The sequence below is a fragment of the Pseudovibrio sp. WM33 genome (genome assembly GCF_001623165.1).
Lineage (GTDB): Bacteria > Pseudomonadota > Alphaproteobacteria > Rhizobiales > Stappiaceae > Pseudovibrio.
The window spans coordinates 129,732-151,580 of record NZ_LMCK01000090.1 but is presented as its reverse complement, the minus strand read 5'-3'; the positions used below and the strand labels follow the sequence as shown (position 1 = coordinate 151,580).

At 50.6% G+C, this 21,849-nt stretch carries 23 protein-coding genes; 12 read left to right on the top strand and 11 right to left on the bottom strand.

Annotation, left to right across the window (positions count from 1 at the left end; all coding sequences use genetic code 11):
- The first annotated feature begins 120 nt into the window (after positions 1 to 120).
- Positions 121 to 1,383, top strand: coding sequence for a beta-ketoacyl-ACP synthase II (gene fabF / locus PsWM33_RS16085; protein WP_063300891.1), 1,263 nt, complete (start codon positions 121 to 123; stop codon positions 1,381 to 1,383).
- Between the two features lie 226 nt (positions 1,384 to 1,609).
- Positions 1,610 to 2,200 (top strand): DUF2585 domain-containing protein, encoded by a 591-nt coding sequence (locus PsWM33_RS16080; protein ID WP_063300890.1) that lies wholly within the window; start codon positions 1,610 to 1,612, stop codon positions 2,198 to 2,200.
- Between the two features lie 90 nt (positions 2,201 to 2,290).
- Here the strand turns inward: PsWM33_RS16080 and PsWM33_RS16075 are convergent, their stop codons facing one another.
- Entirely contained in the window at positions 2,291 to 2,881 is a 591-nt protein-coding gene (locus tag PsWM33_RS16075; protein WP_208992032.1) for an HdeD family acid-resistance protein, read from the bottom strand.
- A 288-nt stretch (positions 2,882 to 3,169) separates the two neighbouring features.
- Here PsWM33_RS16075 and PsWM33_RS16070 point away from each other — a divergent pair, with 288 nt between their 5' ends.
- The 6 genes from PsWM33_RS16070 (at position 3,170) to PsWM33_RS16045 (ending at position 8,858) form a co-directional block, all read left to right on the top strand.
- Complete coding sequence (locus PsWM33_RS16070; protein WP_063300889.1) at positions 3,170 to 3,940, top strand: RNA methyltransferase; 771 nt, start codon at positions 3,170 to 3,172, stop codon at positions 3,938 to 3,940.
- Positions 3,940 to 4,713 carry a glutamate racemase gene (gene murI / locus PsWM33_RS16065; protein ID WP_063300888.1) on the top strand — a complete coding sequence of 258 codons (774 nt, stop codon included), beginning with the start codon at positions 3,940 to 3,942 and terminating at the stop codon, positions 4,711 to 4,713. The genes PsWM33_RS16070 and murI overlap by 1 nt, the downstream gene beginning before the upstream one ends.
- Positions 4,714 to 4,865: 152 nt before the next feature.
- The gene (locus PsWM33_RS16060) at positions 4,866 to 6,311 is read left to right on the top strand and encodes an alanine/glycine:cation symporter family protein (RefSeq protein WP_193778422.1); all 1,446 of its coding nucleotides are present in this window, start codon (positions 4,866 to 4,868) and stop codon (positions 6,309 to 6,311) included.
- 238 nt (positions 6,312 to 6,549) lie between these two features.
- A complete protein-coding gene (rpsD, locus tag PsWM33_RS16055; RefSeq protein ID WP_057462588.1) occupies positions 6,550 to 7,167 on the top strand; it encodes a 30S ribosomal protein S4 in 618 nt (205 codons plus the stop codon).
- A 131-nt stretch (positions 7,168 to 7,298) separates the two neighbouring features.
- Positions 7,299 to 8,264: a tRNA 2-thiocytidine(32) synthetase TtcA gene (ttcA, locus tag PsWM33_RS16050; protein WP_063300886.1), complete on the top strand. Its 966-nt coding sequence runs from the start codon at positions 7,299 to 7,301 to the stop codon at positions 8,262 to 8,264.
- Between the two features lie 96 nt (positions 8,265 to 8,360).
- On the top strand, positions 8,361 to 8,858 hold the full coding sequence (locus tag PsWM33_RS16045; protein WP_063300885.1) for a hypothetical protein: 498 nt from the start codon (positions 8,361 to 8,363) through the stop codon (positions 8,856 to 8,858).
- A gap of 839 nt (positions 8,859 to 9,697) precedes the next feature.
- On the opposite strand, the gene PsWM33_RS16030 is transcribed toward PsWM33_RS16045, so the two are convergent.
- The 5 genes from PsWM33_RS16030 to PsWM33_RS16010 all read right to left on the bottom strand — a co-directional run bounded on the left by PsWM33_RS16030 (position 9,698) and on the right by PsWM33_RS16010 (position 14,310).
- On the bottom strand, positions 9,698 to 10,360 hold the full coding sequence (locus tag PsWM33_RS16030; protein ID WP_063300882.1) for an HAD family hydrolase: 663 nt from the start codon (positions 10,358 to 10,360) through the stop codon (positions 9,698 to 9,700).
- A gap of 117 nt (positions 10,361 to 10,477) precedes the next feature.
- A complete protein-coding gene (grxD, locus tag PsWM33_RS16025; protein ID WP_063289577.1) occupies positions 10,478 to 10,813 on the bottom strand; it encodes a Grx4 family monothiol glutaredoxin in 336 nt (111 codons plus the stop codon).
- A gap of 130 nt (positions 10,814 to 10,943) precedes the next feature.
- The gene (locus PsWM33_RS16020) at positions 10,944 to 11,177 is read right to left on the bottom strand and encodes a BolA family protein (protein WP_057462580.1); all 234 of its coding nucleotides are present in this window, start codon (positions 11,175 to 11,177) and stop codon (positions 10,944 to 10,946) included.
- A gap of 113 nt (positions 11,178 to 11,290) precedes the next feature.
- Positions 11,291 to 13,492 carry a phosphoribosylformylglycinamidine synthase subunit PurL gene (purL, locus tag PsWM33_RS16015; protein WP_193778421.1) on the bottom strand — a complete coding sequence of 734 codons (2,202 nt, stop codon included), beginning with the start codon at positions 13,490 to 13,492 and terminating at the stop codon, positions 11,291 to 11,293.
- Positions 13,493 to 13,719: 227 nt separating this feature from the next.
- Positions 13,720 to 14,310, bottom strand: a complete 591-nt coding sequence (locus tag PsWM33_RS16010; protein ID WP_208994587.1) for a hypothetical protein — start codon at positions 14,308 to 14,310, stop codon at positions 13,720 to 13,722.
- Positions 14,311 to 14,595: 285 nt separating this feature from the next.
- On the opposite strand from PsWM33_RS16010, the gene PsWM33_RS16005 reads away from it, so the two are divergent.
- Positions 14,596 to 15,579 (top strand): HlyD family secretion protein, encoded by a 984-nt coding sequence (locus tag PsWM33_RS16005; protein ID WP_208994586.1) that lies wholly within the window; start codon positions 14,596 to 14,598, stop codon positions 15,577 to 15,579.
- A gap of 11 nt (positions 15,580 to 15,590) precedes the next feature.
- A complete protein-coding gene (locus PsWM33_RS16000; RefSeq protein WP_063300881.1) occupies positions 15,591 to 16,637 on the top strand; it encodes an FUSC family protein in 1,047 nt (348 codons plus the stop codon).
- Positions 16,638 to 16,704: 67 nt separating this feature from the next.
- Here the strand turns inward: PsWM33_RS16000 and PsWM33_RS15995 are convergent, their stop codons facing one another.
- Complete coding sequence (locus PsWM33_RS15995) at positions 16,705 to 17,241, bottom strand: peroxiredoxin-like family protein (protein ID WP_063300880.1); 537 nt, start codon at positions 17,239 to 17,241, stop codon at positions 16,705 to 16,707.
- Between the two features lie 147 nt (positions 17,242 to 17,388).
- Between PsWM33_RS15995 and PsWM33_RS15990 the strand changes: the two genes are divergently transcribed.
- Positions 17,389 to 18,201 carry an AraC family transcriptional regulator gene (locus tag PsWM33_RS15990; RefSeq protein WP_063300879.1) on the top strand — a complete coding sequence of 271 codons (813 nt, stop codon included), beginning with the start codon at positions 17,389 to 17,391 and terminating at the stop codon, positions 18,199 to 18,201.
- Between the two features lie 72 nt (positions 18,202 to 18,273).
- On the top strand, positions 18,274 to 19,500 hold the full coding sequence (gene chrA / locus PsWM33_RS15985; protein ID WP_063289572.1) for a chromate efflux transporter: 1,227 nt from the start codon (positions 18,274 to 18,276) through the stop codon (positions 19,498 to 19,500).
- Between the two features lie 68 nt (positions 19,501 to 19,568).
- Here chrA and purQ read toward each other — a convergent pair whose 3' ends face one another.
- The 4 genes from purQ to purC form a co-directional block, all read right to left on the bottom strand.
- Positions 19,569 to 20,240, bottom strand: coding sequence for a phosphoribosylformylglycinamidine synthase subunit PurQ (gene purQ / locus PsWM33_RS15980; RefSeq protein WP_063300878.1), 672 nt, complete (start codon positions 20,238 to 20,240; stop codon positions 19,569 to 19,571).
- Positions 20,241 to 20,285: 45 nt separating this feature from the next.
- Positions 20,286 to 20,393 carry a phosphoribosylformylglycinamidine synthase-associated small membrane protein gene (locus PsWM33_RS28475; protein ID WP_193757775.1) on the bottom strand — a complete coding sequence of 36 codons (108 nt, stop codon included), beginning with the start codon at positions 20,391 to 20,393 and terminating at the stop codon, positions 20,286 to 20,288.
- Between the two features lie 34 nt (positions 20,394 to 20,427).
- The gene (gene purS, locus PsWM33_RS15975) at positions 20,428 to 20,667 is read right to left on the bottom strand and encodes a phosphoribosylformylglycinamidine synthase subunit PurS (protein WP_057462573.1); all 240 of its coding nucleotides are present in this window, start codon (positions 20,665 to 20,667) and stop codon (positions 20,428 to 20,430) included.
- A 210-nt stretch (positions 20,668 to 20,877) separates the two neighbouring features.
- The gene (gene purC / locus PsWM33_RS15970; RefSeq protein WP_008548091.1) at positions 20,878 to 21,642 is read right to left on the bottom strand and encodes a phosphoribosylaminoimidazolesuccinocarboxamide synthase; all 765 of its coding nucleotides are present in this window, start codon (positions 21,640 to 21,642) and stop codon (positions 20,878 to 20,880) included.
- Positions 21,643 to 21,849: the final 207 nt, after the last annotated feature.

Below are 21,849 nucleotides of genomic sequence, written 5' to 3'. Positions count from 1 at the left end.
TAACTCTCAAAACATATCCAATTACTCTGGCGACCTGATGGCGTCATAATTGGGACGCGAGCATTTTGTAGAGCGCGCAGGAGTCGGTTCCTGCGTTCTTTGACTTAGGAGTAAGGGAAGATGCGGATTGTTGTAACCGGTATGGGGGTTGTTTCGCCCCTAGGTGTTGGGATCAACCCGTTTTGGAAGAGACTGGTAGCTTCTGAAAGTGGTATTCGCGCTCTTACCAGATTTGATGGAAGCGAGCATGCTTGTCAGGTGGCAGGACAGGTTCCAACCATCGACGAAGATGAATTTGGCTTTGATGCCAGTGTTGCTATTCCTTTTAAAGACCAGAAGAAGATGGACTTATTTATCCATTATGCTCTGGTTGCAGCCAAGGAAGCCGTTGAACAGGCTGGCTGGCGTCCTGAAACGGACGAAGAGAAGGAAAGTACTGCGACGATCATTGCATCCGGGGTTGGTGGTTTTCCAGCTATGACCGGAGCTACACGCGCTGTGGAGACCAAAGGTCCGCGGCGATTGTCGCCGTTCATTGTGCCGAGCTTTCTGGCGAACCTTGCAGCGGGTCAGGTTTCGATTGCCAATGGGTTTAAAGGGCCTTTGGGAACGCCGGTGACCGCATGTGCTGCCAGTGTGCAGGCCATTGGTGATGCGGTGCGCATGATCAGGAGTGGTGAGGCAAGTGTCGCCCTTGCTGGTGGTGCTGAGGCTTGTATTGATGCTGTCTCATTCGCTGGCTTTTCTGCAGCCCGTGCGCTGTCGAGCGGGTTTAATGATGAGCCTAGTAAAGCTTCTCGTCCCTTTGACAAAAACCGTGATGGATTTGTCATGGGTGAGGGGGCTGCGATGTTGGTGATTGAGACGCTTGAGCATGCCCTTGCTCGCGGTGCGACACCGCTTGCTGAGATCCTGGGGTATGGCACGTCAGCTGATGCCCACCATGTGACAGCTTCTCCTCCGGATGGCGCAGGTGGGCAAGCTGCGATGCGTAAAGCATTGAAGCAGGCAGGGATTAATCCTGACGATATTGATTATATCAATGCCCACAGTACATCCACACCAGTTGGGGACGCTGCAGAGATTGCAGGCATTCAGGCTGTGTTTGGAGATCGTGGGAAAGATCTGGCTGTTTCTTCAACCAAGTCTGCGACGGGGCACCTTTTGGGAGCTGCCGGTGCTCTTGAGGCAATCGCTTCTATTATGGCACTGCGGGAAGGTGTGCTTCCTCCGACACTGAACCTGGAAGAGCCTGATGATGAGGCTTCTCAGTTTGATCTGGTGGCGAATGCATCCAAAGAGAAAGACCTGAAATACGTCATGTCCAACGGCTTTGGTTTTGGTGGGGTGAATGCCTCCGTGATCTTTGGAAAGCCGAGCTGACAGCTGGCGACAACATAGTTTTGGAAAAGGCTCAGGGGTTCTCTGGGCCTTTTCTTTTTGCCACATTGTTCTTTTAGCTGCACCTTACTGACCTAATTCAACTCACGTTTCTAGCAGTTTTCGTTGATTTAATTAGGTGTTGCTTATATACGCAGGCCTGTTTGAAGGTCCTGTTCATCCTTCGCAGATATGATTTTAGTTCCTGCTCATTTTGAAAGTTTGATTGATGCTCAACCGTTTGAACAACAAGCACTATGCTTTGATCACCGTTCTGTTGCTAATTGCGACTGCCGCTATCCTTCTTGCTATGGGGCGGGAACCAATCTGCAAATGTGGGGTGATCAAACTTTGGGCGGGCACTACCAACAGTGCTGATAGCAGCCAGCACATCTCAGATTGGTACACGCCGTCTCACATCATCCACGGCATGCTATTTTATGCTTTGTTCTGGTGGATGGGCCGTCTCTTTACAGGTGGGGCAGGCTGGCCAATGGGCTTCCGGCTGGTTCTGTCGGTTATTGTTGAGGCGACATGGGAGCTTGTCGAGAATTCCAGCTACATCATCAATCGTTACCGTGAAGCGACTATCGCCCTAGATTACTTTGGCGACAGTGTTCTGAACTCCGTGTTTGATATCATCTGGATGATTTTCGGGTTTTGGCTTGCTTCACGGTTACCAGTTTGGCTGTCTGTTGTGCTCATTCTTGCCATGGAGTTGATTGTTGGGGCGATCATCAGGGATAACCTCACACTCAATGTGATCATGCTGGTTTATCCGTTGGATGCCATCAAAGAATGGCAGATGCAGGCCTACTGATTACAAAACTGTGCCGCGCTCATTTTTAGATTGCGCGGCACGCTGTCTTTCTGAGTTCACTTTCGCAATGAAGTTCTCAATCAAAGCACTCTATGCTTTCTTGTGCGCGGCCAGTGCGATGGCCACATAACTCCAGCCATTGAACATGATGGAAATGCCGGCCACAAGGCCCAGAGCCCAAGCGGTTGAAGCAGGGAAGTCGAGCAGGATCATCAAGCCGGCTGCCATTGCTATGATACCAGAGGCCAGAATCCAGCCCCAACTGGCGTGAGGTCGCAAACGGAATGAGAACAACACCTGCGCGATGCCTTGCGCTATGAAGACAGCAGAGAGCACGAGTGTCAGTGCTCCTGTTCCGGCGACAGGGTTATAATAGATTGCTACTCCACCAACCAGTGCTATGATTCCAATCAGTGATTGTCCGAGGAAGCCTCCCCATTCTTTTACCTGCATGGCGTGCCAGAGTTGAAGAACCCCGACGACTATCAGAACCAATCCAATTACCAGTGCTACTGCGATGGAGGACGCGTATGGTATGACCAACACAATCGTACCACCAATCACCATCAATACTCCGAGCACCAGAAACTTCAACCAGTTGTCACGCACTAACTGCGTGAGGTCCGGGACATTTGTAGGCGGGGTGCCACCTGCGTTGGGTTCTTGTCCAGACATTGTCATCGGGGTCTCCTTCGTAGAGGGTCATGCCATTCAGAGGCTGCATTGAAACGGCTAACACTCTAGGTAACAGCAAAACACAGCTTTACTCTTGATTGAATTCGCCGAATTTTACCCTCTTTAGGTGATTGGTCAGAGTTCCTACGCCATATCATGTGACTGAGGTGCAGGTGGTGACTTATCGCCGAGGGAAAACGACAGGCTTATTCTGATAGGAGTTTGCGTTTTCTGAGACTGCTGGGAGGCAAAACGGCTCTGGTAATTTCCAGTGTGATCGGCTAGAGGATCCGCATGTCTGAAAGCACTCCTGAAACAAATATTGCCATTCCTCCTGTTGTCGTTCTTTGTGAACCTCAACTTGGCGAAAACATCGGTATGGTTGCTCGTGCTATGGCCAATTTTGGTCTGCACGACCTGCGTCTGATCAACCCACGCGACGGTTGGCCGAGTGAAAAAGCACGCTCAGCTTCCAGCCGGGCACATCATGTTATTGATGCAGCACGGGTTTTCGACAGTGTTGAAGAAGCTGTTGCCGATCTGAAACTCGTTTTTGCAACGACCGCACGTAGCCGTGACATTCCAAAGCCTGTTGTTGGACCTGATGAGGCCGCGACTGAGAGTGTTGCTCAGGGTGCGCGCAGGATCTCGTCCGGTTATATGTTTGGCCGAGAACGCTGGGGCCTGAACAATGACGAGGTGGCGCTTGCAAATAAAATTGTGACCCTTCCGGTTGATCCAACCTATGCGTCCTTGAATATTGCCCAGGCTGTTCTGGTATGTGCCTATGAATGGCGCCGTGTGGCTACAGCAGGTGCACTGCCTTTCTCCTTGGACGATTATGATGGAGAGCTGGCAACACAAGAGTCCATTCAACGAATGTTTGAGCATCTGGAAGCAGGGCTAGATTCTCGCGGGTTCTTCCGACCTATTGAAAAGAAGCCAGTAACAATTCGCAGGCTGCGCAACATCTTTCAAAAAGCAGATCTCACCGAAAATGAAGTGCGTATCATGCGTGGTGTGATTTCCTGCTTTGAGAAGTATGGCGTGAAGGACAAAGATTGATGCTGACCGGCTCCCCTGTCGTTCTATTTCAGCAAATGCACATGCGGGCGGATGCGTCTGGCCGTGTGTTGGTGTTGGATAGTGGTGTCGGGGGGCTGTCTGTGCAGCGTGAGATCAAGCGAATGCTTCCTGATGTTGCACTGCTGTATCTGGCGGACCGTGCGGCTTTCCCTTATGGCGACTGGGATGCGGCGGAACTGCGTGAACACATCTGCTCATTGGTGCAGACCGTCAGTGAAGCGTGGCAACCGAGCGCGGTTGTGGTGGCTTGTAATACGGCCTCGACGCTTGTGCTCAAGAGATTACGAGAGATGTTGAGCGTTCCTGTGGTTGGGACTGTTCCTGCTATTAAGCCTGCTGCTGAACAAACACGAAGCGGCGTTTTTGCAGTGCTTGCAACGCCGGGGACTGTAAAGCGTGACTACACGCAGGACCTGATCATCGAGTTTGCGCCTGAGCACCATATTGCACTTGTTGGGGCGACTGGTCTTGCTGCACTTGCAGAAGACAAGCTGGCAGGTCGAGCAGTTGACCTTGATCGCTTGCGGCAGGAAATTGTTCCTTGCTTTGTCGAGAAAGACGGTCAGCGCACCGATTGCATTGTGCTTGGATGCACGCACTATCCTTTTTTGCAGGAAGAAATGGAGCAAGTGGCTCCCTGGCCCGTCACGTGGATTGATCCAGCGTCCGCGATTGCCAGACGGCTGATTCAGGTGATGGAACCGGGATCTGTGGCGACCGGGTGTGAGGATCTGTTTTTCCTGACCAGCTGAGGGGCTCTCTTGTAAGCGTATAGGTTGCTGGAGTGTTGCCTGCCTTGGCTCAAATCCTCTCTTATTTAATTGGTTGTTCTAGGCGGATCTTGAATTTGTTTTGATACCCAGTCGGCACCTGCGGATTTGCTGGAGTCGAAGCCTTGGATATCATCAATACTGTTGTCGATTACACCAATACCATCCTCTGGAATTTCGTTCTGCTTTATGGCTTGCTTGCCGTTGGTGTGTTTTTCACGTTTCGATTAGGCTTTATCCAGTTTCGTTATTTTGGGCAGTGTTTCAGTGTTCTTCTCAAATCGAGGCATGAAGATCGCAACGGGATTAGCCCGTTTCAGGCCTTGTGTACCAGTCTGGCGTCACGAGTTGGTACCGGTAACATCGCCGGGGTTGCAGTCGCGCTGACGCTGGGCGGGCCGGGGGCAATCTTCTGGATGTGGATGGTTGCTCTGGTTGGCATGGCAACTGCCTACGCAGAAAGTGCGTTAGCCCAGCTTTATAAGGTCGAAGATGACGACGGTCAGTTTCGCGGTGGTCCAGCGGTTTATATGGCAGCAGGCTTGAAGAGCAAGCTGCTTGGTCATGTCTTTGCAATTGCTTTGATTTTTGCTTTTGGTATCGTATTCTCCGCAGTGCAGTCCAACTCCATCGCTGATGCTATGAGCAGTGCTTTTAACGTGCCGGAGATCGTCACAGGCGTGGTGCTTGTTCTGGCCGCTGGGCTGGTCATCTTTGGTGGGCTACGAAAGATTGCACATTTTGCAGAGGTTGTTGTTCCGTTTATGGCGATTGCTTATGTGGTGATTGCATTTGGTATTCTGGCTGCGAACTACGAAGAAGTGCCAGGTGTTTTATGGAGTATTGTCGCGCACGCCTTTGGTCTTGAAGAAGCGGTTGGCGGGATATCCGGTGGTGTGATGGCAGCACTGTTGAACGGTGTCCGCCGTGGTCTTTATTCAAACGAAGCTGGAATGGGATCTGCACCAAACATTGCTGCATCAGCCGTTCCTGATCCACATCATCCTGCTTCTCAGGGCTTCGTGCAGGCGCTGGGTGTCTTCATCGATACGATTGTGATTTGTACTGCGACTGCATTGATTATTCTGCTTTCCGGCATCTACGACCCAACAACAGGTGTGACCGGTATATCGCTGACACAATCAGCCGCAGAAGCGCATGTTGGTGATTTTGGTGTCTATTTCATCGCTATCGCGATCTTTTTCTTTGCTTTTACCTCGATCGTGGCAAATTACTCCTATGCGGAGAATGCCATGATTTATTTGGAGCATGGCTGGAAACCGGGACTTACAATCCTTCGCCTTCTCTCGTTGGCAATGGTGTTTTGGGGTACCTTGCAGACAGTCGGCACTGTGTTTAATGCAGCGGATGCCGCTATGGCTGTGATGGCGACTATCAATCTGGCCGCGATTGTGCTTCTGGCACCAAAAGTGACTTTGATCACCAAGGATTACATCAAGCAGCTGAAGGAAGGGAAGGAGCCAATGTTTGACATTGCCGAACATCCTGAACTTGCGGATGGGGTTGATGCCACGATCTGGAGCAAAGAGCGTGGTGAAGAAGCACAAAAGCGCTATTGATAGTGCTCTTATTTCTCAGCTGTTTGCTGTCATATTCCGTTGACTCTTGCGTGCAATTTCAATAGGAATGCGCTGTTCATGGCGGTTCCTATGGAGCCGCTTTGATTTTACGCACCCGTGTGGTTCGGCATGCGCTATTTGCCAGGACCGCTGTCAATCTTTGTGAGCCTTTGGGTTTGTGAAGGAAAAGGAGGGCGCGTTTCCTTTAAAATTACAGATAAACGCTAAGGAAACTGCGATGTCTAAGCGCCAGAGCGCCAAGTATAAATTAGACCGTCGGATGGGTGAAAACATCTGGGGTCGTCCTAAAAGCCCTGCGAACCGTCGTGAATATGGCCCAGGCCAGCACGGTCAGCGTCGTAAGGGTAAGCTTTCTGACTTTGGTGTGCAGCTGCGCGCTAAGCAGAAGCTGAAAGGCTACTACGGCAACATCTCTGAGAAACAGTTCCGTAAGACTTATGATGAAGCTTCCCGTCAGCGCGGTGATACTTCTGAAAACCTTATCGGTCTTCTCGAGTGCCGTCTTGACGCAGTTGTTTACCGCGCAAAATTCGTTCTCACTGTGTTTGCTGCTCGTCAGTTCATCAACCACGGTCATGTGAACGTAAACGGTCGCCGCGTAAACATCGGTTCTTACATGTGTAAGCCTGGTGACGTTATTGAAGTTCGTGAAAAGTCCAAGCAGCTGGCAATCGTACTGGAAGCAGTACAGTCCGCTGAGCGCGACGTTCCTGACTACCTTGACGTTGACACCAACAAGCTGACCGCGACATTTGCTCGTGTTCCTGCTTTTGGCGACGTGCCTTACCCAGTTCAGATGGAACCAAACCTGGTTGTGGAATTCTATTCCCGCTAATAGGTTTGATCCTGAAGGATTTGATTTGGGCTGCCCTTTGGGTGGCCCTTTTCTTTTGGTGGTGCTATTCCTCCCGCAGCATAATGCATTCGCCATTTTTGATTGAGAACGAGTGAAGATAAGATAACGCCATGAGCCAGTTAAGCGCAGAACACGCCACTGATACAGCCGCTGAGGACAAGAGTTTCGATTCAGAGTGTCATCCACTTTTCCGTGAGGTGCCAAGTTCGGTTGAGTTCAAAAAACTGCGTAAACGTTTGCTGCGTGAAACTCGTCAGGCAATCTCTGACTATAAGATGGTTCCGGATGGGGCGAGCCCGGAGAAAACCAAATGGCTCATCTGCCTTTCTGGCGGTAAAGACAGCTATACTCTGCTTGCTGTTCTGATGGATCTGAAGTGGCGTGGTCTTCTTCCTGTTGACCTGATCGCCTGCAACCTTGATCAGTCCCAACCAGATTTTCCGCAGCACATTCTGCCTGAGTTCTTTGAGCGCTACCAAATCCCTAACAAGATCGTGCGCGAGAACACCTACGGCATTGTGACTGACAAGCTGCCTGAAACGTCTACTTATTGCTCCCTGTGCTCTCGCCTGCGCCGCGGTATTTTATATCGCACTGCGCGTGAGCTGGGCTGTGAGGCAATTGTGCTGGGGCATCACCGGGACGATGCTTTGGAAACCTTTATGATGAATATGTTCTTTGGTGGACGTATGGCCTCCATGCCGCCGAAGTTAGTGAATGATGAAGGTGACCTGATGGTGCTGCGTCCGCTGATGACCTCCTCTGAAGTGGATATCGAGAAGTTCTCCAAGGCAATGGACTTCCCAATCATTCCTTGTAACCTGTGTGGCTCACAGGATGGCTTGCAGCGTGTTCAGGTGAAGAAGATGTTGCAACAGTGGGAGAAGGAGACCCCGGGCCGGCTGGGCATTATGGCTCGTGCTCTGGCGCACGTGCGTCCATCTCATTTACATGATGCACAGGCGTTTGATTTTGTTGGCCTGCGTCCTAATACAGGCGAGCTGGGAGAGAGTGATCAGGAACCTTGCTCCGCCGCTGCTGCGATGACTGAGAAACTGTTTGGCAATGAGTTTTAGTCATTTGGCTTAACTGCTGTAATCCCAAACCGCTGCATCTTTTGATGGAGCGGTTTTGCTTTTTCGATAGATTGATCGGTTGCATTGGATAGAGACATGACACCACTTCGATTTCGGGCACGTAACACGGCTTTGGTTCTGCAAAACGTCTTTACCGCGCTGATGTTTGTGGTGTTTTCACAGTTGCGAGGATTTGCAGATCTCTCTCCGTTGCTTGAAGAGGTGTTTGGTATAAGCATCACCACGTTCTTTCTGATTGGCATTACCATCGCACTTGGCACTGCTTGCATCTTTCATCTTCCCTCGCTCAATTATGCCGAGATTGGAAAAGGCGGGATTATTTATCACCGTGCTCTCATTAAGCGCAGATTGGCCTGGAATGAGATTGAGAGTGTGGATGTAAAGCAACTCAGCTTTATGGGGTTTAAGCTGGCCAAGCGCGTTGTGCTGGATTTGAAGGGAAAGCGGAAGTTTCCTTATGCTCAAGCTGTGCGTGGGTTGGGTGTTGATGGGGTGCTACCAGGCACCTACAAGCAGTCTCCTGAAGAAATGGCAGGGCAAATCAACCAGTATCGCCGGCTCAATGGTGTTTGATCTCCAATGTTGCTGGAGATTCCCTGCGGTATTTTAAATTCTTGTTAGGTAATAAAAATACGTAAACTGTGAGAAATAATTGCAAAAGCTACGTTATTTTACCTATTCAATAAAGATTGTATCCAAACCCTGTAACTAAAGTTGAATTAGGACAGATATTACGACGGTCAGGCTTGGGTTTAACGTGGCGATATTTTTTTAGTTTCTCGATGTGAATTTTCCACGAAAGGCATTGGAGGTAACTATGAATATGGTGATTGATGGCTTGAACGGCCTTGGATGGAAAAAGCAGAGAGATACTGCTGATCAATCCTGTCAGTGCGGTTCCTGGAAGTTGCACTGGATCAGACATTCAAAACGTGACTGGCCATCTACATGCAGCAATGCAGATTGTCATAGAAAGCCCACCCAAGGATCACACCTGAGATGGCTGAGCGGAAGTCGGGCTCAGATTGTTCCGCTGTGTGATAGCTGTAGCAAGCTGACTGAGCGCTTCAACTTGCGAGACGGTGTTATCACCGTGGTGAAGCAGCAGTATGAGTGCAGCTGAGTTCTCACTTCATCCCCCCATAGTACTTACAGGCGTCAGGGCCGTTCAGTAGAGACGGTTTTTGGAAAACGGTTATGTGGTTGCACTCGTAGCGAGCTAACCCTTCCTTCGTGGTTGGCGTAATGGCTGCGGCGACTGCACCCATTGTGGTGCCTGTGATTATGCCAAGGAGCAAAACTCTCAGATAAACTTGCATCTCTCATCCCCCGATGAACTGTTGGTGAGACTGTTTTAGCAAGGGGAATGTGAGAGAGCTCTGAGAGGTGTGTTCATTTAGCGTTCAGGAAGGTTAAGCGGTCAGGCTACTCCAGTTAACCTCTAAGCATTCTGCCTGCGCTATTGCTTCTGTGAAGTTTTTAAGGGGCAGCGCATCTGCTTTTTGTTCGTGGGGAGCAACATGGAGGGCACTCCAACCTGCTTCGCAGGCGGGTTTGATGTCTTTTTCCAGATTATCACCAATGAACAGAGCTGTTTCTGCGATAAAGTCGTGTTTGTTCTCAAGCTTGCGAAGAAGGGACACGCTTGGTTTGCACTCTGCGGGGAATGTATCGCCACTGGCGTACGCAAAGTCGACGTGATCCAGAATTCCAAGCTTGTTCATGACAGCCCATTGGAAATTTGAAGGACCATTGGTCATGACACCAATCTGGCAGTCAAAGTTCGCCTTCAAAAGTGCGATTGCTTCAAAAATGCCAGAGAAAGGAGCTTGTGCCTCCGCCCATCTCTGGGTGAACGTTGCCAGTGCGTGCTTCTGTTCGTCAGCCTGCATGTCTGGGAAACACGACTGCACAGCCTCCAACCCGGTGTGCTCGCCATTGTGCAGCATGTGGCGTAGCCAAGTGTCGCTATGCATGTTGAACTGTTCGCCAAAAATATCAAAGAACATTTTGGAGTAGGATGCTTTGTGATGGCAAATAGTGCCATCCAAATCGAAAACAATGGTCTTAAACATATGTTGCCTGCTTTGAGGAATGCTTACAGAATAACCTAATGGTTTTCAAATGCCTGACAACAAAAAACGGGCCTCCATGCGAAGGCCCGTTTTATGAATTTTATGTTCAGCAGAGACTTACGCAGCTGGTGCGATCTCGATGCCTTTTTCTGAGAGCAGAGCCTGAAGTTCCTGAGACTGGAACATCTCACGGATAATATCACAGCCACCAACGAACTCGCCTTTGACGTAGAGCTGTGGAATTGTTGGCCACTGGCTATAATCTTTGATGCCCTGACGGAGGCTATCGTCTTCCAGAACGTTATGACCGACGTATTTTACGCCGATGTAATCCAAAATCTGCACAGACTGGCCGGAGAAGCCACACTGTGGGAAGTTTGGAGTGCCTTTCATGAAGAGCACTACATCGTTGTTTTCTACTTCGTGTTTGATCCAGCTTTGGATATCGCTCATGTCGTCGAGTTCCTTTCGCTCGACCGGGGTCAAAGCCCGGTGACCGTGATTGTATATTGTTCGTAGTGCGGCACTCATATGGGAACTTGCAGGGATAATGCAAGAGAAAGGTCGCACTGCCTTAGTTTTGTTATTCTGGAGCAGAGGTCTGCAACGCCAATGCGTGCAAATCGTCGCCCATTTTACCCTTAAGAGCCTGATACACCAACTGGTGCTGCTGTACGCGGGATTTACCGCGGAAACTCTCTGAGATAACGACAGCGGCGTAATGGTCGCCGTCACCTGCCAGATCTCTGATTTCCACGTGTGCGTCTGGCAAAGCCTCTTTGATAAGGTTTTGTAGTTCGCCTGCGTCCATGGCCATGGGTATGCCTCCTTGCCCGACTGGGTTACTTCTGTTTGGCTGCTTCCCTCACCCAAATGAGGAGGGAAGCGAATCTTATTTAGAACTCAGTTTAGCAGTTCGGTGGACGAGTATCAGCTCGCCTGCATAAAATGCGGGAACCATCCCTCGAAAGCATTGTTCAGCTCTTCAACTGACGCACTGATTTTATCACAAAGAACGAGAGTATCACCTCCAGTCTTACCGATTTCTTCCGTGCTGATACCAGCGTCGATCGCATCTTCCAAGAAGGCAGCGAGCTTTTCCTCTGCCACAGTCACAACATAGCGACTTTGATCTTCGCCAAACAGAATGGCATGAGGATGTTCGCCGGTGATTTTTACAGTAGCACCGAGCTTGCCTTTGATGGCCATTTCCGCAAGAGCAACAGCAAGGCCGCCAGACGAGATGTCATGAGCTGCTGTGATGCGGCCCGCGGTGATGGCTTCACGTACGAACGTTCCGGTGAGCTTTTCAACTTCCAGATCCACTGAAGGAGGGGCACCTTCATCGCTGCCTAGAACTTCCTGCAGATACTGAGATGAACCGAGGTGTTTGCCTTTGCCCCCCAGCACAATGATGGTTTCACCTGTGCTAACGAATGCACTGCCAACGCGCTTGGTCACGTCTTTGAGCAGGCCAACGCCGCCGATTGCAGGTGTTGGCAGAATGCCTTCGCCATAGGTTTCGTTGTACAAAGACACGTTACCGGAGACGATCGGAGTTTCCAGCACTTCGCATGCTTCACCGATGCCTTTCAAGCAGCCAACGAATTGGCCCATGATCTCAGGTTTTTCGGGATTGCCGAAGTTCAGGTTGTCGGTGATCGCCAGCGGAAGGGACCCAACTGCGGACAGGTTGCGGTAGGTTTCTGCAACTGCCTGCTTGCCGCCTTCATATGGGTTTGCGTAGCAATAGCGCGGGTTGACGTCTACGGAGAATGCAAGACCCTTGTCTGTTCCGTCCACGCGGATGACGCCAGCGTCACCGCCCGGAGTTGCTGCAGAGTTGCCCTGAATGAGGGTGTCGTATTGCTCATAGACCCAGCGACGGGAGGATCCGTTAGCGCCACCGATAAGCTTCAGCAGAGCTTCTTTGTAATCTGCTGGCTCTTCAATATTGGCTGCTGCAATTTCTTCCGGCTCAGCCCACTGTGTCCAAGGACGATCATACTCAGGAGCTTCGTCGCCGAGTTCCTTGATTGGCAGATCGGCCATGATTTCGCCGTGCTGCTTCACAACAAAGCGCAGGGTATCTGTGGTTACACCGCAGATTGCGAAGTCCAGTCCCCACTTGGTGAAGATGGCTTCGGCTTCTTTTTCCTTGGATGGCTCTAGAACCATGAGCATGCGCTCCTGGCTTTCAGAGAGCATCATCTCATAGGCACTCATGTTCTCTTCGCGGGCTGGGACTTTGTCGAGATCCAGATCGATGCCAAGGTTACCTTTTGCGCCCATTTCAACTGCTGAACAGGTAAGGCCAGCTGCGCCCATGTCCTGAATGGCGATGACTGCGCCGGTCTTCATCAGTTCAAGGCAGGCTTCCATCAGGCACTTTTCAGTGAATGGATCACCAACCTGAACAGTTGGACGTTTCTCTTCAATGGAATCATCAAACTCAGCGGATGCCATTGTGGCGCCGCCAACACCGTCACGGCCTGTTTTGGCACCGAGGTATACGACCGGGAGGCCAACCCCTTTTGCTTCAGACAGGAAGATCTTGTCAGAATCGGCAAGGCCCGCTGCAAATGCGTTGACCAGACAGTTTCCGTTATAGGATTTGTGGAACTCAACTTCGCCGCCCATTGTCGGGACACCGAAGGAGTTGCCGTATCCACCCACACCGGAAACAACGCCGGATACGAGGTGGCGGGTGCGTGGATGATCTGGCTCACCGAAGCGCAGAGCGTTCATGGCTGCGACCGGACGTGCACCCATGGTGAACACGTCGCGCAGAATGCCACCAACGCCAGTTGCCGCGCCCTGATATGGCTCGATGTAGGATGGGTGGTTGTGGCTTTCCATCTTAAAGACGACTGCCTGCCCGTCGTCGATGTCGACAACGCCTGCGTTCTCGCCCGGTCCCTGAATAACACGAGGTCCGGTGGTCGGGAGTGTCTTCAACCATTTCTTGGAGGATTTGTAGGAGCAATGCTCGTTCCACATTGCGGAGAAAATTCCAAGCTCGGTGAAGGTTGGCTCTCTGCCAATCAGCTCCAGGATGCGAGCATATTCATCTTCCTTAAGACCGTGGGCCTCAATGAGTTCGGGGGTGATCTTGACGCTATTTTGGATCATCACACTCAGAAAATTTGGGCGCAGTGCGCCGGGGCCAAATGTCACGGGCTGCTTAACAGGATTCATAGTAAAAAGGAAACATCAGGACACCGAATTTTTGCGATTTTTGCGCCAGAACCGCGATAAAATGATGTCTGGAAGTACACTTCAGGTACTTTCGTATGCAAGTGCCAAATTTTTGACCTACCTGCAAAATTATTCACCATAGAGGTGCTGTTGCGTAACCCTTAAAAAGTGACTTCGCCTTTTAAGTCAGTAACGGAAAGGTGCATGTTGGGAAGCTGGAAACGGCTCCAGGTACCGCTGCCCTTAGCGGAGGCCCATTTTTCACTGCCACCCAGAATTGCCCAAGTCCCTGAATATTTGCCACCTTCAATCGTGGAGACTTCAAAGCTGATGGCAAAAGGGGCCCCATTTTTGTCTTTAAGGCTGCACACGCCGCCGCCCTGAATTTTTGAATTCTGCACGAGTGCGCCACCAAAGCAGCTACCTGAAACCAGCTCGAACGGATCTTTAGGATTTGCCCCCATGAAAACGTAGTCTGCGTTGATGCGTTTAAGGTTGAGTTGGTCGGTAATAATTGCGTTGTTATAGAGTCCAAAAGTCGCCAGTTGTCCTGTCTGTGCGAAACTTGCTGCTCGAACATCTATCTGCTCAGCTTGAGCTGAGACCAATGAGGCTATCAAGAAGAAAAACACTGCTGCAAACGTTGATGATGCAGAGACTGACTTCCGAAAGTGGGCCATTGGTTTTCTTTCTTCGGTGTTGGGTTGATTTCCGTAAACTGCATACTCTTTGACAGATGCAATCACATCCACTGAACAGTTTTCAATGGAAGCTTTGAGAGCTGGTTAGCTTTCTGTTTCGTAGCTTGCAATGAGCGTGTGTTTAAAATTTACACTTTGGAAATCTTCGTTAAATTACTGTATTTACTACCTACTTTGAATTTAGAGGGATGGTTTTCACGAATTTAAAACCCTCATTTGCGATGCTTTCTCGTGCCTCCAAATGGGCGCCTTTTGCCAGTGCTTAACGCCGGTTTGTCTAACAAGAATTCGCCGATACTTATGTTTTGCGTAGTATCAGGTGAGCGGAGATAAAGGGTGCCTGGAGGCATTTATCAAATAAGTGGTCCGATCAAGGTGATCATAGGCGCATGCGCCTTGATCGGCGCTTATATGATCATAGATTACTTCTTCACCTACACCGCTGATGCTTATGTCTCCGCAGATGTTGTGCGCGTTGCTCCAGAAATCTCTGGGTTTGTTACCGAAGTGCCAGTTGCCCGGAACACGAAAATTGGGGCCGGAGAACTCCTCCTGCAAATTGATCCTGAACCCTTTGCCTTAGCTGTTCAGGAAGCACGAGCAGAAGAAGCAAAGGCACTGGCCAGTCTCCGCCGGTCTGAAGCGGAAGTGCAGGTTGCGGAAGCTTCTGTGACTGCTGCCGTTGCCAAGGTTGCTAATCTGTCTGCGCAGCAGCAACGCTTTGAAGAATTGACCGATAATGGATTTGTGACACAGCAGCGCCTCGATAACATTACGCTCTCGTTGGAGGAGGCAAACGCGGAAACGGATTCTGCGCGTGATGCCTTGAGAGCGGCTACGCATCTGGTTGAGGTGATGCGCTCCACTTATGAGGCGGCTCAATCAGCTACAGCTCTTACGCAATATAATCTTCGTAAGTCGTCTCTTTTATCGCCTGTCGATGGTGTGGTCAGCGAATACACGGTTAACCCGGGTAATTATGTGCTGGAAGGCATTCCTCAACTGGCTTTGATCACGAACACGAACTGGAGAATTATAGCCAATTTGGTGGAACGTCACGCGGCTCGTCTCATTCCTGGACAGACGGTGTGGTTTCAAGTTTCTAGTGATCCTTACCGCATTCATAAAGGTACGGTGAGATCTATTGGGCGCGGTGTGTCCAGAATGGATTTAGATTTGAGGGTATTGCCATACATTCCCTTGACGACTGCCTGGATCCGGCTTTCTCAACGGTTTCCTGTTGAGATCGATATGGGCGAATATCTTGAACATCATCAGCCGATGCATGGCGGCGACGCTCGCATCTTTCTTGTGCATTAGGGGAGAGGCAGATGAAGCTGGATTATCACAATGGTTTTCGTACGGCTTTGATGGTAACGCTGGCTTCTGTTGTTGCGCTTGCTGCGGATGCGGATGACCCTTGGTGGGCGGCAATGTCTGCGATGACTGTAGCAAATGCAGACTGGACTAACGTATGGCGCAAAGGAGCTCAACGATTATTCGGTACGATTGCTGGTGCCGTGTTTGGCTACACGCTTGCTATCATGTTCAGAAACATTCCTATTTTCCAAGTGATTGCGATTGGAGGGCTTGCTGCGCTCGCAATTTACAAACGGATGGCAAGCCCAGATTACAGCTATGCCTGGTTGCTTGGCACCATCACTGCGATGCTTGCAATGTACATCTCAGTGGTCGAGATAAATGCACTTTTTTCTAAGATGGTGGATCGGAGTGTTACCGTCTTGATTGGGGTAGGAGTTGCGACCGTTGTTATGTATTGGCTGACCAAGGGCAGTTCTATCAAGGTCGGCTTCGGCCCCATTGGTATTAGCAGGCTTGAAGAAGTTGACTATAGCTGGGTTATGGCTCTTTGCATAACAGGGGCCATAGTCGCGATAGCTGCGCCAATCATTTATGTGAAGCATGATCTGATTGCCATGGTGCAGATTACCATTACTTCTCTTGTGGTTCTTTACGGTCCGGTTCAGGAAGTCAAAAAAGTTGCTCTAAATAGGTTGGTTGGCTGTCTGATGGGTGGGCTGCTGGGATTGTTTTTGGTGATGCTGGGGCTGCAGTCATTCTTCTGGTGGGTGATAGGTGTTTTTTGCGGACTGTTCTTTTTGTGTGCGCTTCATCACAGCAAAAGCTATTGGGCCTATGCAGGTACACAAGGTGGCTATGCCTTTGTTATTGCTGTCCTTACTTCGTCCGGGCCAGTAAATGATATTGAGGGTGTACTTGACCGTTTGGTCGGTGTTGTTTTGGGCGCAGTCTTAGGCATTGCAGTCCTGTATGCAGTCAGAGTGTGGCAAGGTGCCGAACCTAGGAACATCGAACATATCGCCCGGGAGCATCCATCCCAGAAGACGAAGGACTAATAAAAAAGAGAGGCTGCGAAATCGCAACCTCCCTGTGCATCAAGAATAGTGTTTGTGGTACAATTGATTAAAGAGCCCCGGTGTATTCACCGCGAGCGGGATAATCATTCTTGATGCAGAAGTCGAGAGCACCGAGCATTGGTTTAAAGTCAGGGCGTGCAAATGGCATAGTCTGCACATTCCCGAAGTAAAGAGTGCCGTCAGGCCTTACGAAGAACAGGCCGGGTTCAGCAAAGAGACCTGGTTCTTCGATACCGATAGACGTTTTTCCGCGGCCTGCTGAAATGAACAGACCCCATTCACGTGCTTTTGTCAGAGTAACGCCATAACCAACGCGCAGTTTGTCTGCTTTAATCGCATTGGAAAATGTTTGGGCACGGTCCTCTGTATCGGTTGAGAGGGCAATGGTTTTTACACCACGTTCCTCAAACTCTGGTGTCAGGCGTTCCAGTTCTTTCAGGTAGGTCGCACAAATGGGACAGTGCAGACCACGGTAAAAAACGACCAGAGTGGCAAAGTCAGAAGCATCGGCTGACAGATCGAATGTACCACCACCAACGAGGTTCGCAGATAAGCTTGGGACTGTCTTGCGAGGGATAAGCATTATTATTCTCCTGAGCTAAATTTTCTTTTTGTAGCTTTGCTCAATTCGATTTTTTGAAAGGGCAATTAGCAGTGGCTGATTTGTATTTGATATGATATTGAACGTTTAATTGCTTTTTGTTCGAAATAACTGACCGAGAGTTCGGATATGGCCACTGCACTTGCTGAGGTGAAACCGAGAGAGCTGCGATATGATCGCCTTTCTTCGCTTATTGAACGCTTTAAAGTGGAGGCATATATTCTTAAAAATACTGAGGATGAGGTGCTTCAGGGCAACTTTTTCATTCTTCGGTGTATGCAAGGTTTCCGGAAGCTTGTGTTTCTTCCTGTCAGCCCCAATAATCCTACTGAAGTTAAGCGTATCTGCGAGGATACTGTTGTTCTTGCCGGAGCTCGGGTTGAGTTTGGTGGGCCGGGATCACAGCTGAGCACTGCTTTGCCTGATTACGTGGAGATTTACCTCAAGGATGCACCGGAGCTGGAGAGTCTTGCTGCATTGGTCGTGGAAGAAGTGCTTTCACCTCGATGTGGAAGTGCTGCCGTGATCAATCGCTTGTGTGAAGTGGTCGTGATCCGGCTGCTGCGTCATGCGGTGCGGTCCGGTGTTGCTTGCAGTGGTTTGATTGCCGGTTTGGCTCATCCTAATCTGGCGCAAGCACTTATTGCCATCCATGAAGACCCTTCCAAGCAGTGGCGACTGGAAAGTCTTGCAGAAGTTGCTGGCATGTCGCGCACGCAGTTTGCTGTGCACTTCAAGGAGGTCATGGGGGAGACGCCAGGGTCGTATTTGAGCAACTGGCGACTGGCATTGGCTAAATTGGACCTAGAGGCTGGGCGCCCTTTGAAAAGCGTTGCAGCACGGGTTGGATTTGCTTCACCGACGGCGTTGTCACGGGCCTATCAGCGGCGCTACAATGAGCTTCCTCGCAATGTTGCAACGAAAACAGTTGTGGCTGCTTAGTGTACATGCACTCTGCGTGTTTGTCCTAATGTCACACCTCTGCTTTCTTTTGAGAATACAAATGAGCTGTCCATGAGTTTTACAGAACGCCCAATTAATCTGACGGATGAACCTGTCAAAGGTCATGTATCGGAAGTCTTTTTTGCCTTCCTGAAGCTGGGCTTAACCTCGTTTGGTGGGCCGATCGCTCATCTGGGTTATTTTCGCGAGGAGATCGTAAAGCGCCGGAAGTGGCTTTCTGAAGAAGCCTATGGTGATTTGGTTGCGTTGTGTCAGTTCCTACCGGGACCAGCCAGCAGTCAGGTTGGGTTTGGGCTTGGACTTATGCGGGCGGGGCCGCTGGGAGCTTTGGCTGCCTTCTTCGCCTTTACAGCTCCGTCAGCCTTGCTGCTCTTTGGATTTGCCTATTGGGCGAGCGCTTTTGAAGGCCCCGTCGGTGTGGGGCTGATTCATGGCCTCAAGCTGGTGGCGGTTGCTGTTGTTGCTCAGGCTGTCTGGGGAATGGCTCGCAACTTTTGTGCGGATCAACTCAGAGCCGGGCTTGCTGTACTGGCCGTGGTTCTTGTTGTTGCCTTCGGTGGTGCCGGAGGGCAGATCGCGGCGATTGTGGCTGGTGGTCTGGGAGGCTTTTTGTTTTGCCGCTCAGAGCCCAAAGCCGACGTGCATGAGGTTCTTTTTGCCCCAAGGCGGAGGATTGGTCTTCTTTCTGCCATTCTATTTGCTGTGCTGCTTTTTGGTCTGCCCGTTCTGAGTGATGTTATTGTTGATCCGTTGCTGGGGGTGTTTGCCAGCTTCTACCATTCCGGTTCACTTGTGTTTGGTGGAGGGCATGTGGTGTTACCACTGCTGGAAGCTGAGGTGGTTGGCAAAGGACTGGTAAGTGAGAGCTCTTTCCTTGCCGGATATGGCGCAACGCAAGCAGTGCCGGGGCCTTTGTTTACATTTGCCGGATATCTGGGCGCTGAAATGCAGACAGGCTATGCGGCGTGGATTGGGGCGAGCATCGCGTTGCTGGGTATCTTCCTGCCCGGGGCGTTGTTATTAATTGCCGGTCTGCCTTACTGGGCCGTGCTGCGTCAGACACCTTCTGCACGTGGCATCATGGCTGGTGCAAATGCGGCTGTTGTTGGTGTTCTTGGAGCGGCCTTATATGCGCCTGTCTGGACCAGTGCGATTTTAGAGGCGAAAGATTTTGCAGCTGCGCTTTGCGGATTTGTTCTGCTGGTTTCTTTCAAATCGCCGCCATGGGTGGTCGTGGTACTTCTTGGCCTGACCGGGATCGGCTTTGCGTTCATTTAAAACCTTCAGACAATAAAAAACCCGGAGTGCTGCGCATCCCGGGTCTTAGAACTTGTTGTCTTTGCTGATTAAGCAGCGAGGCTTTGCATCACGCTTTCAAACAAAGCACGGCCTTCGAGGCCACCATGAAGATCTTCGATGAGATTTTCAGGGTGAGGCATCATGCCGAGAACGTTGCCTTTGGCACTGGTGATGCCCGCAATGTCGTTGAGAGAACCGTTTGGGTTAGTCCTGTCAGCATAGCGGAATGCGACGCGGCCTTCGCCTTCGAGTTCTTTCAGGGTTTCTGCATCAGTAAAGTAGTTACCGTCATGGTGTGCCACCGGACAGCGCCAGACTTTGCCTTTTTCCATATGCGATGTGAAAGCGCTGTTGGTGCTGGTGGTCTCCAGCACAACTTCCTTACACACGAAGTGGAGGGATGCATTGCGCATCAACGCACCTGGCAACAGGCCTGCCTCAGTTAGCATCTGGAAACCGTTACATACGCCGAGAACGTGACGTCCCTGATCTGCTGCAGCTTTGAGGGCTGGCATGATGTGGGAGCGTGCTGCAATCGCACCTGAGCGAAGGTAATCGCCGTAGGAGAAGCCGCCTGGCAGAACGTAAAGGTCTGCGTCCGGCAACTCAGTTTCAGTATGCCATACCGTGGCAACAGGCTGGCCGGAGATCTGCTCCAGCGCTTTGATCATATCGCGATCCCGGTTGGAACCGGGGAATAGGATCACTGCGGATTTCATGAATGTTTCCTCTTGGATGGAGGGCCGCTTGTTACAGACGAGATTTTACAGAAGTAAAAACACCGCAAGAACAGAGAGGGCAGCGGGCAAGCCAATAAAGATGATCGCTTTGATAACCATGAACCGGATGATCCGGCCTGTATCGTCTTGCACGTTTATGCCCTCGCAGATTCTGCTATCGGTTACTTCAGAGAAGCTCTATCGAGTAATTTTCGATGACGGTGTTTGCCAGTAGCTGTTCGCACATGGCTTCAATGTCAGCTTTTGCCTGAGCATCGGTGCGATCCGCCAATTCAAGGTCAAACACTTTACCCTGGCGGATGCCTTCAACGCCTTCAAAACCAAGAGAACCAAGGGAGCCTTCGATTGCTTTGCCCTGGGGATCGAGAACACCGTTCTTAAGAGTGACGGTCACACGTGCCTTCATGGTTCTAACTGGTCCTTCCTTACCAAAATGAGAGATTCAAGCGGTTTGCATTGCGCCTGCCGCGAAAATCCGTTCTTTGCGCGCGTTCATAACGCGGGAATCTGTACTGGGGAAGTGAAAATGAGTGCAGGTAGTGAGATAGTTCAATACCGGTGCGGTAGTTTGCTTGCCCCAAAAATGCAAAACGGGCCGCAGGGGCCCGTTCATTGATTATTTGACTAGTACTGGTCCAGAATGTCCCGGGCGGTCGTTGTCGATCAGGATACCAAGCCTGCGGGCTACTTCCTGATAGGCTTCAACCATACCGCCCATGTTCTGGCGGAACCGGTCCTTATCCATCTTGTCGTTTGTGGAAGTGTCCCACAAGCGACAGCTGTCTGGAGAGATCTCGTCCGCAAGGACGATACGCATCATGTCGCCTTCGATCTGTCGTCCAAGTTCGATCTTGAAGTCAACGAGGCGAATACCAACGCTCATGAACAGACCGGACAGGAAATCGTTGATGCGGATGGCGAGTGCCATGATGTCATCAAGCTCCTGAGGAGCGGCCCAACCAAAAGCGGTGATGTGTTCTTCAGAAACCAGCGGATCTCCAAGTTCGTCGTTCTTGTAGTAGAACTCGATAATGGAGCGTGGAAGCTGAGTACCTTCTTCCAATCCCAGGCGTTTGCACAGAGAACCTGCTGCAACGTTGCGGATAACGACCTCGATCGGGATGATTTCCACCTGACGGATCAGCTGTTCGCGCATGTTCAACCGACGAATAAAATGGGTTGGAATGCCCATGTTATTCAGATTGTTGAAAATGTACTCAGAGATCCGGTTGTTCAGGACACCCTTTCCATCAACGACTTCATGCTTTTCGTTGTTGAAGGCTGTAGCATCATCTTTGAAGTGCTGAATCAGCGTTCCCGGCTCAGGACCCTCATAGAGAATCTTAGCCTTGCCTTCGTAAATTCGCCGACGGCGGTTCATAGGCACTTACCATTGCGTTTGTAGAACAAGTCGTACGGGTGACGTTGAGGCTTAAACCACTTGCCTTGCAAAACATTCGAGCAAAAATGCTGCGAATGACCCTCCAGCACTGGTTTTCGCATCTTTCGTCATTGCGAAAATCGCGATCCCGCTATGCGGCGCGGAACTTAACCGACTTTTTGATAAAGCACAAATGGGTAATTTGAA